We start from the raw sequence: 9,509 nt of genomic DNA on the forward strand, positions 1-9,509 counted from the left end.
ATGAGCGATTTCATGACTATTACCTCCAAGAGTTATTTAACTTTCTGTGTGTCTCGGTTTGCTTTGTGCTGAACCGATGACTGCAGTGTAGCGATCGGAGGCTCTAGGGTTAATACCTATTTGCTTAACTCATCGTTGCAAATTTGTTCACAATCGGGACGAGGTCGTTGGGCGAAGGCGTTGGATACGATGATGGACAGCGCACCGCGATTCGAGCGGCTAGGTTCTACCTCTGCAGATACCGTTCTACGAGTCGCGCCCAGAACGCAGCGCCGACGACAAGGTTTTGATCGTTGAAATCATACGTTGCGCTATGGAGCGTCTTTCCGCCCTCGTGCGGACCATTTCCGATTCGCAGGAACGTCCCTGGACACGCCTGCAGCATGTACGCAAAATCCTCGCTGCCCATTAATGGCTCCATGTTCTCCGTGACGTTCGCATCGCCGACCAACTCGCGCGCGACCTGGATGGCGAGATCGGTTTCCGCCTCCGCGTTGGTCACGACCGGATACCCTTCCGTGTAATCGATGTGAGCCACAACGTCGAAGCTGTCGGCCTGCGCATGGACGAGTTTCGTGATCCGTTCTTTCAAGATGCGTCGAACGTCCTCGTCGAAGGACCGAACACTGATGCTCAGTTCGACCTCGCCAGGGATGATGTTGGGCGCGGTTCCGCCCGCGAATTTTCCGATCGTCACCACCGCCGGTTTTGCCGGGTCGATGTTACGGGAGACAACCGTCTGCAGGGCCATCACGATGCTGCTGGCCGCGACGATGGGGTCGCTGGCCAGATGCGGGCGCGCGGCATGTCCGCCTTTCCCCACGATCTTGATGAAGACTCGATCGCCTGCCGCCATGAACGCGCCCTTGCGAAACATAAAGGTTCCCGCCGCGCGGCCGGGATGGTTGTGCATGGCAAACACCGCGTCGCACGGGAAACGTGTGAACAGGCCTTGCTCGACCATTCGCTTCGCCCCGCTATCAAAGCCCTTTTCTTCCGCGGGCTGGAAGATCAGATGCAGCGTGCCATCGAAGCGCCGGCGCGCCGCGAGGTGACGCGCCGCGCCGAGCAGCATGGCGGTGTGCCCATCGTGACCGCACGCGTGCATCCGCCCCGGGAATTGGCTCTTGTGATCGAACGTGTTGAGTTCCTCGATCGGCAGTGCATCCATATCCGCGCGAATGCCGATGCGACGCGGACTGCTTCCGAGCCGCAACGTGCCGACCAACCCCGTTCCGGCAATGCCCGTTTCGACGGTGTATCCATACTCCTTTAGCCGGCTAGCGACCAACGCCGCCGTCTGCGTCTCTTCGAACGCGAGCTCTGGGCAGCAGTGCAGCGCGTAACGCAACTGGCGGAGATCGCTTTCCAGCGGCGCAACGTCGGACAGTGAACTCAAGTCGGGAAATAACATGGGCAACGTGAGAGGAAGATCGATTAGAAAGGGCCCCAGTGGATGGCGACCCCGATCGCAATAGCGATGATGCAGATCACGAACCACACGAGCAGAAGCGGAGCAACGAAGCGAACCCAGCGCGAGTAGGGAATACCGGACGTGGCGAGAACGGCCATCAAGACGCCGGACGTCGGGTTGAAGCAATTGACGAATCCTTCGCCGAGCAGCACGGCTTGCACCGAAACCTGCCGGGTCAAATGCAGTGCATCTCCGAGCGGCGCGAAAATCGGAACCAGTACCGCGGATTCGCCGGAACCCGACGATATTCCGACGTGTATCAAAGCCGCACTGAGGAACATGCCGACGGCGGCGATCGTTGGGCTGAGCGGCGCGAGAATTCCCGCAAGCATGTCGATTACAGGGTCTAGGATCTTGCCGCTGCTGAGGACGATCGAAATGGACTGGGCCGCACCGACGATCAGCGCGCCGTGAATCAGCCGTGCGCAGCCCGACAAGAACGTATCCGCCAGCTTGTTGGGCGCAATGCCGCCGACTATCCCTGCCCCGATCGCGACGACGAGAAACGTTGCAATCATTTCTGTCTCGGTCCAGTGTCTCGACGATGCCCCATAGACGAAGACCGACAGACACACCAGCAGGATGCCGACGATCGTTAGGTGGCGGGCATTGAGGCGTTCGGACGGAGCGGCCTGCGCATCGCCGATCGAATGATATCCATGAGGATTGCCTTCTCCGGATAGGCGGTACGCCCGCGTCCGAACCACAAGGAAAACGGCCGTCGTCAGCGCGAAGACGAGGTACACGGCGATGCGAAACGACATCCCCGAAAACATCGGGAGGCCAGCCAGGCGCTGCGACAATCCCGTGGTGACCGGGTTGAGGATGGCGGTGTTGAAGCCGGAATACGTGCCGAGATAGATCACGCCTGCTCCGATCTCCCGCGGTAGCCCCATCGATTCGGCAAGCAGCAGACCGATGGGAACGAACGCGACGACGGAGTTGTTCACGACCCCCAGTGTGCCAAGAAACGAGAATACCGCGCAGACGATGACGATCGTGGTGAGTTCGCTCGAGGCGCCGCGTCCGACCAACGCATTGAGCGTGCAACGGATCGCACCGGTCGCCTCAACGACAGCGAGCGCGCCGCCCGTGAACAGAATGAGAAAGATGATTGGGGCGGATTTAATCATGCCGTTGGCGAGCGCAACGAACATGAAGCCAGGCAATACGCCGTGCTGTGGCACCCGAGTCAGGCTGTGGGGGACGACAAAGCTGACGCCGTTAGCGACCGTACGAGTGAACTCGCCTGCCGGCGCCACCCATGTAGCGACGGCCGCGACGATCAGCATGAAAAAGAGCAACACGTAGGGATTAATCGAGTCTTTCCGTCTGCTCGCCGTTGGCGATTGGCTGTCTCCCATGGAGCTTGGCTCGGCCTTCGCCGCTGCCAGCTTATGTTCGTTCATGTCCGCTCCTCACTCCGTGTTGACGGGTTGTCGTCCGATCTGTCCGGCTTGGACCGTGTGTGCCGGCCGTATCCAGTATGGAGCGCAGTATCGGCGATTCTCCCGATGGAAAGTTGCCGCCGACACGGCAAAAATGTTGCCTTGCAGGCAACGTTTGGAAGCGGTGAAATGGAATCGATCGAGCGCGACCTCTCTGAGCGCGTACTTCAGTACCTTGTCGCGATCTCGACGTACGGCGGTATGCGTCAGGCGGCGGTTGGTCTCGGCGTCAACGTTTCTACGATCAGCCGTCAGGTCTCTCTTGCCGAGCGCGAGTTGCGGCTATCGCTCGTGTCACGGCGGGGGCGCAGGATGGAACTGACCGAAGCCGGTCATATGGCGGTCGAGTATTTTCGAGAGCGGGATCGACAGGCGCGGCGATTTCGCGCTCAACTGGACGAGTACCGTAGTTTGCGCAGAGGTCAGGTCACCCTCGCTGTCGGTGAAGGCATCGTGGCGAGCCTGGTCTCCACGGTCCTGAAGCAGTTCCACGACAAATATCCGAACATCGCGGTGGAGTTGCGCACGGGACGCCTACCCGAACTGCTCTCCATGGTGCGCGAGGACGAGGTCGACATCGGCGTGTCCATTGGAGCCGCGACCGATCCCACGCTGAATTCGAGGTTGTTTCAGAGCGAGCCGCTGTGCGCGATCTTCTGTGTCGATCATCGAATGTCGGGGCGCAAGTCCGTGTCGATGGAAGAACTGCGCGATGAACGTCTGGTGTTCATGCCGCCGGACTTTGGACTGCAAACATACATCGATGCGATTCTTGCAGATCTGGGGCTCACGTATGTTCCGGCGTTCCGCTGCGATTTGTTCTCGACTGCGGCGGCGCTGGCGGCGCAGAATCTGGCGGTGGCGTTCATGACGCGCCGCGCGGCGCAGGAGCGCATCGCGGCGGGGCAGGTCACGGCTGTGCCCATCGATCATCCTATCGCTCGCACGTTCGATCGCTACGTCATGACGAGAGTCGGGCGGCGACTAGGTCCGGCCGCGAACTATCTTCTTCGGGAGATTGTCAGGCTGATGTCGACGCAGCGGTGATTGTGACGAAGATGAAGGGCTGCATTTGGCGAGCTGCGTTGCGGACTTTAGTACGGAATCGAGAGCAAGTACGTCTGCCGTATGGTCGAGCGTGGCGAACCGGAATCGTGCGATAGGATGGTTCCATCCGAGCGGCGGCCCGGAACCCCATCACATTGATACAATGCCGGGCCGCGAGCAGCATGAGGACAGGTATGACTGATCTCAGAACCGACAACCCTGACTATGGCGCCGTTCATGGCGACATCATCGCCCTGCTGGAAACTGCTCGCCGCACAGCCGCCCGCAGCGTCAACGCACTGATGACGGCCACCTACTGGAAGATCGGTCGACGCATTGTCGAGTTCGAGCAAGGCGGCGCAGGGCGGGCAAGCTATGGGCAAGCCCTCCTCAAACGCCTGTCGGCCGACCTGTCGGCGCAGTTCGGACGAGGTTTTGGTACAGATAACCTGGAGCAGATGCGCCTGTTCTATCTGGCGTACCCGCCAGACCAGATTTCCGAGACGCTGTCTCGGAAATTGCCGCCGAAGATTGCGCGCGAGAAATCCGAGACGCTGTCTCGGACGTTAAGCCTTGAGCAGTTGGCCACGGTGTTCCCGCTGTCATGGTCGCACTACGTTCATTTGATCCGTCGCACCCGTTCCGTGGAAGAGCGCGAGTTCTACGAAGGCGAGGCCCTGCGCGGAGGCTGGAGCATACGCCAGCTCGATCGCCAAATCGCCACCCAGTACCACACCCGTGCCCTGCTTTCTAGGAACAAGCGCGCGATGCTGGAAAAAGGCGGCCGACCGCAAGCCAGCGATCTGGTCACGCCGGACGAGGCAATCAAGGACCCCTACGTTCTCGAATTCCTCAACCTTAAAGACGAGTACTCCGAATCACACCTGGAAGACGCGCTGATTCACCGGCTCGAGGATTTTCTTCTGGAACTCGGTGGCGACTTCACTTTCGTTGGGCGTCAGCGTCGCCTTCGCATCGGCGAGACCTGGTTCCGCGTCGATCTGCTGTTTTTCCACCGGCGTCTTCGCTGCTTGGTCATTATCGACCTGAAGCTCACTGAACTGAGTCACGCCGACGTCGGGCAAATGCACATGTACTGCAACTATGCTCGCGAACACTGGACGCTGCCCGGTGAGAATCCACCAGTGGGCCTGATCCTCTGCGCCCGCACCAATGCCGCGGTGGCACGTTACGCGTTAGAAGGATTACCCAACAAGGTACTGGCCGCCGAATATCAGACTGTCTTGCCCGATGAGAAAATTCTGGCCGAGGAATTGGCGAGGACGCGACGAGAGTTGGAGGCGCGACCCCTGGCACGGCCGGGACATGCACCGACTGAATGAATGCGCACCGCCGTCACCGCTTCCCAGGGCGCGAATTCACCCGAGACGTCCTCCCCTCGACGTCAAAGCGGCTCGCATCTATGTCGACATCTATGCTGCTCGACCTAGAGGCACGGCCTCGCTGAATCACTGAAATGATCGTCGATAAGCTACGCATGGTTTCGATTTCGCACAGGACGTAGGAGCAATTCGCATGTGCGATACCAGTCGTCGCTAATCGACGGGTTGGCGAATCGTGAACGGCCAGTTTGGCCGCGTTGCTCGCCGAAGCGATCTGGCAGGTTTCAAAGTGAAGTGGCCGTTCAATTGGCCGCTCTGCTGGAACGGCGAACGGCAGCTTGTGGCCGAACGCCGCCCCATCATGCCCCAACGACAGCTGGATCGATCTCACGATCCGTCAGCCCGAATTTCGCCATGCGGGCGCGATGATCAGGCGAACCGATATGTGAACGAAGCCGCTGATTGACCGCTTCTAGAAGCCCCGCGTTTCCTCGGTTGAACGAAAACGCTCCAAGCGGAGGCGTCCGCTTTCTGCCGTTCATTTCCGGCTCGTGTGCAACGGCCTCGATCACCGAACTGCCCATCCGGCTCACAATCATTCGATTTCCCAACGCCGTACTCGCATATGCGTCAATCGCGCCAGAGAGAACGGCCGCGATCGCTTCCGCTTGCTGTTCAAACATGACGATTTGTTCTTCCCCAACGCCGGACGCCGTCGCCGAATCATGCTGTACCTGTCCTGCGATCACGCCGAGGCGTGCATCGGGACATTTGGCGATTGAGGAATAGCTAACGAGCGCTTTCGGATTTCCTGGTCGAACCAGAAAGCCGTCCTCGATTCCCCACACTGGGACACTGAACGCGACGGTATCGGCCCGCTGCGGCGTCACGAACAGCGGAACGTTCATGTCCCAGCGGCCTGCTCGAACACCGGGTAGCAATTCGCTGAACGTCGTCAGGCGATGTTCGACCTTGGTGACGCCGATCTGTCGCAGTATCGTCTCCGCGAGATCGATATCAGCGCCGACAGTGGCGCCATCCGCTTCAGTCCAGCCGAACGGAGGTTCTTCGATGTACGCAATCGTTACCTTCATCGGTTTGTCTCGTAGACGAGAATGGCCCTCGAACCTTGAGCAGACGGTTGACGATTTTACTCACATGGGCGAATGTCGCTCCTCGGTCGGCGGCACAAGCCTATTTCCGGGTTCCCATTGGTGTCGCGATCCGCGTTGCGCTTCTCGGGGAATCCTGTCCAGGTCGGCGTGGATTGGACTAGTGTGTGTCGTCGCTGGCGTCGCGGCGATGACTATGCCGTCGCGGAAAGGTCTCGAGTGGCCGAACGAAAGCGCCTGAGCAAGCGTGACCTACGCAGCCGCCCATTCGGCGAGCTTCGCCACGGTGTTCATGTTGCGGGCGGTTCCCGACTTGGCGGCCTGGATCTTCAGTTTCGATTTCGCCATGCCGTTTCCATAATGCACATAGATCTCGCGCTTTCCGAGCGCGATTTCTTCGGTTTCCTGGCCGCTTACGCCGGCTAGGGCGTCGGCAGGTGGCGGCGCATCGAGGAATATGGCAACCGTTCGATTCGGCGCCGCCGACTGGAAAGGATTGCCCGCGAGAACCGCAGCGAGTTCCTCACCGGTTCGGATCAGAACGCCGACTTGCTTTCCGGCGTATGTCTCCAGGCAACGCTCTAGCTTGGTCTTCACCGAAGACTCCGAGAGTTTGCTTTCGAATACGACATTGCCGCTTGCGATATACGTGCGCACTTTGGCGAAGCCGATGGATTCGCACATCGCCCGCAACTCGGCCATGGGGAGTTTGCCTGTGCCGCCGACGTTCACGGCACGCAAGAGCGCAATATAGGTGGTCATCGGTGCATTCTATCGCCATGCCCGTCGATGTGGCGTGTTGGCGATGCAGGGATATAGGCTCGCACCGCGGCAAGGCATTGCGGCCGTAGCCGATTCGAGTCCTGCTGACGTGAAGCGGTCACTCGCCCTTATCCGTGAGAGACCAACGTCGCGCGGTCGCACGCGGAAACAATCAATAGCGCGACGTAGTCGGCGACGGCTGGTCCGTAATTGCTATCTATTTAGTCTTATGGCCGTCAATTGGAAACGCCATTCATCTGTCTGTTTTCGACAAATTTACGATCGCTCTCGCGCGATCACTTATGCTTGTCTCACCGCTTTCGTTGATCCTTACATATTTATTACCAGCCAAATCGTACACGGCAATCATCGTGAGGCTATGTGCTTAGGAGGAAGGTGAAATGGTCTCTGTAACTGGCGCAGTCTCCGCTCGCTTTTCCCACGTTCAAGCTATTTTGCAGCGTAAGTCCTTTTCGCACTACCGTGAGCCGCTCGCAGAAGACTTGACCTTCGAGCAGGCGGTTAAGAAGTACCCGGACCGTAATGCGCTTTATGCGTATATGCATCACTATTTGTGGCATCTGGCGCCTGCAGAGATTCGCGACCACCGATCCTACTTTAGCGAACGACGGCGCGGTTTCGGAGAGGACGCATTTCATGCTATGTGGTGGCTCCTCTTGCGCGAACATCAGCCCCGCTATGCACTTGAGATTGGCGTTTATCGCGGGCAGGTCACCTCCCTCATGGGGCTAATTGCGAAGTTGTGCGCATTCGAGTGCGAGATCCACGGCATCTCGCCATTTTCTCCTGCCGCAGACACCGTGAGTAAGTATCTGAAGAACATTGATTATCTCGACGACACGCTTGCGTCCAATCGGCGTTTTGGGTTGCCTGATCCGCACTTTTTAAAGGCCTTGTCGACGGATACGATTGCCGTTCAATATATTCGTTCCAGACCTTGGGATGTGATCTATATCGATGGTAATCACGATTATGATGTCGCATTGACCGACTACAAGGTCTGTCGGGATGCGCTCGCTCGGGACGGCCTATTGGTGATGGACGACTCAAGCTTGTACACCGACTACCGTCCCGCGAAGTTTTCATTTGCTGGGCATCCAGGACCGTCGCGCGTTGTCAATGAATTAGCTTTTTCCGAGCTACGCTTTCTGGGAGGAGTCGGCCATAACAACGTTTTCACACATTTTTGACGGGGTTCTGGGGGGCGGCCGCGTTTTGGGCTGTACCCCGACGACCCGTCGCTCTGACGAGGACACACGCAGGCTGGACGAAGAAAGACCCGGTTGTGGGCGTTCGATTTTTTTGCCGATCGCTGTCAACAACCCGCTAAGCCGTGTGCCGCCGGTACAAAGCCAGCGACCCGGCCAGCGCAACAAGAACCGCTCCGCAGGACCGCTCGAGCCATAGCGCTCCGGATTCCTTCAGTAGTCGAATGGCTCGCGCGCCGAGCAGCGAATAGCCGAACATGATCGCGCAATCCAGCATCGCAAACGTGATAGCAAGCGCTGTGTACTGCGGCGCAAGCGGCGCGGACGGAGCGATGAACTGGGGCAGAAATGCGGAGAAAAACAGATACCCTTTCGGGTTCGTGACGGCGGTGAGGAAGCTTTTCAGAAAGATCGCGGAATTGCTCTGGCCGTGCGTTTCACCCTGCGTGGCCGCCACGCTCAGCGACCCTTTCGACATCAACAGTCTGACGCCGATATACGCAAGGTAAGCTACGCCGACCCACTTGACGACGGAAAACCAGAACGCCGACGCCGCCAGCAGCGCACCAAGCCCGAGCGCCACAGAGAAAATCAATACGAAGTCGGATGCGACCGCTCCGGCAAATCCATAAGCAGCGCGACGAAGCCCATAGCGGGAGCCATTGGTCAACGCCAATAGAACCGTCGGTCCAGGCGTTGCGATACCCACAAAGGCTACGGCGGCAAAGATCAGCAACGTACTTTCACGCATGGCGCTCTTCTCCGGGGCAATGGATGCGACAGATCACATGGCTCGGGAGTATAGCGCTACACCTACATTTGGATTTTTGAAACGCGCACGAAGCCGCTTTTGCGTGCGGAGACGCTGTCGATGCTCGCCTAGAGCCGCGCACGTTTGCGCGACTCTCAGGCACAGCATCGTTTAAACGCCGAAGTAGATCGACTTGCGCGGATCGGCCTTCGCGGGCGCACCCGAAGCGGACGACCCGGCTTTCACGCCACCGAACGCTTCATTGTTGCCCGTTTGCGCATTAACGCGAGCTTGGGCGATTTGGGCGTCTTCCGGGTAGTTCGGATCGTTGCTGAAGTTCACG

8 protein-coding genes are annotated in these 9,509 nt (G+C 58.8%); 3 read left to right on the forward strand and 5 right to left on the reverse strand.

Going from position 1 to position 9,509, the window contains the following annotated elements:
• Window positions 1-226: 226 nt before the first annotated feature.
• Together ACTHNR_RS22910 and ACTHNR_RS22915 are read right to left on the reverse strand one after the other, a co-directional pair.
• Window positions 227-1,414 (reverse strand): M20 aminoacylase family protein, encoded by a 1,188-nt coding sequence (locus tag ACTHNR_RS22910; RefSeq protein WP_440550520.1) that lies wholly within the window; start codon window positions 1,412-1,414, stop codon window positions 227-229.
• A gap of 23 nt (window positions 1,415-1,437) precedes the next feature.
• Window positions 1,438-2,781, reverse strand: coding sequence for a YfcC family protein (locus tag ACTHNR_RS22915; RefSeq protein ID WP_440550508.1), 1,344 nt, complete (start codon window positions 2,779-2,781; stop codon window positions 1,438-1,440).
• A gap of 270 nt (window positions 2,782-3,051) precedes the next feature.
• Between ACTHNR_RS22915 and ACTHNR_RS22920 the strand changes: the two genes are divergently transcribed.
• Both ACTHNR_RS22920 and ACTHNR_RS22925 read left to right on the forward strand, forming a co-directional pair.
• The gene (locus ACTHNR_RS22920) at window positions 3,052-3,969 is read left to right on the forward strand and encodes a LysR family transcriptional regulator (protein ID WP_440550510.1); all 918 of its coding nucleotides are present in this window, start codon (window positions 3,052-3,054) and stop codon (window positions 3,967-3,969) included.
• Between the two features lie 194 nt (window positions 3,970-4,163).
• A complete protein-coding gene (locus tag ACTHNR_RS22925) occupies window positions 4,164-5,312 on the forward strand; it encodes a PDDEXK nuclease domain-containing protein (RefSeq protein WP_440550511.1) in 1,149 nt (382 codons plus the stop codon).
• A 359-nt stretch (window positions 5,313-5,671) separates the two neighbouring features.
• Here ACTHNR_RS22925 and ACTHNR_RS22930 read toward each other — a convergent pair whose 3' ends face one another.
• Both ACTHNR_RS22930 and ACTHNR_RS22935 read right to left on the reverse strand, forming a co-directional pair.
• Complete coding sequence (locus tag ACTHNR_RS22930) at window positions 5,672-6,406, reverse strand: transporter substrate-binding domain-containing protein (protein WP_440550513.1); 735 nt, start codon at window positions 6,404-6,406, stop codon at window positions 5,672-5,674.
• Between the two features lie 270 nt (window positions 6,407-6,676).
• Window positions 6,677-7,186, reverse strand: a complete 510-nt coding sequence (locus ACTHNR_RS22935) for a DUF1697 domain-containing protein (protein ID WP_440550514.1) — start codon at window positions 7,184-7,186, stop codon at window positions 6,677-6,679.
• A 401-nt stretch (window positions 7,187-7,587) separates the two neighbouring features.
• Between ACTHNR_RS22935 and ACTHNR_RS22940 the strand changes: the two genes are divergently transcribed.
• Complete coding sequence (locus ACTHNR_RS22940) at window positions 7,588-8,397, forward strand: class I SAM-dependent methyltransferase (protein WP_440550516.1); 810 nt, start codon at window positions 7,588-7,590, stop codon at window positions 8,395-8,397.
• Window positions 8,398-8,533: 136 nt separating this feature from the next.
• Here the strand turns inward: ACTHNR_RS22940 and ACTHNR_RS22945 are convergent, their stop codons facing one another.
• Window positions 8,534-9,166 carry a LysE family translocator gene (locus tag ACTHNR_RS22945; RefSeq protein WP_440550518.1) on the reverse strand — a complete coding sequence of 211 codons (633 nt, stop codon included), beginning with the start codon at window positions 9,164-9,166 and terminating at the stop codon, window positions 8,534-8,536.
• Window positions 9,167-9,509 lie beyond the last annotated feature (343 nt).

This window comes from Trinickia sp. (assembly GCF_051954495.1).
GTDB lineage: Bacteria > Pseudomonadota > Gammaproteobacteria > Burkholderiales > Burkholderiaceae > Trinickia.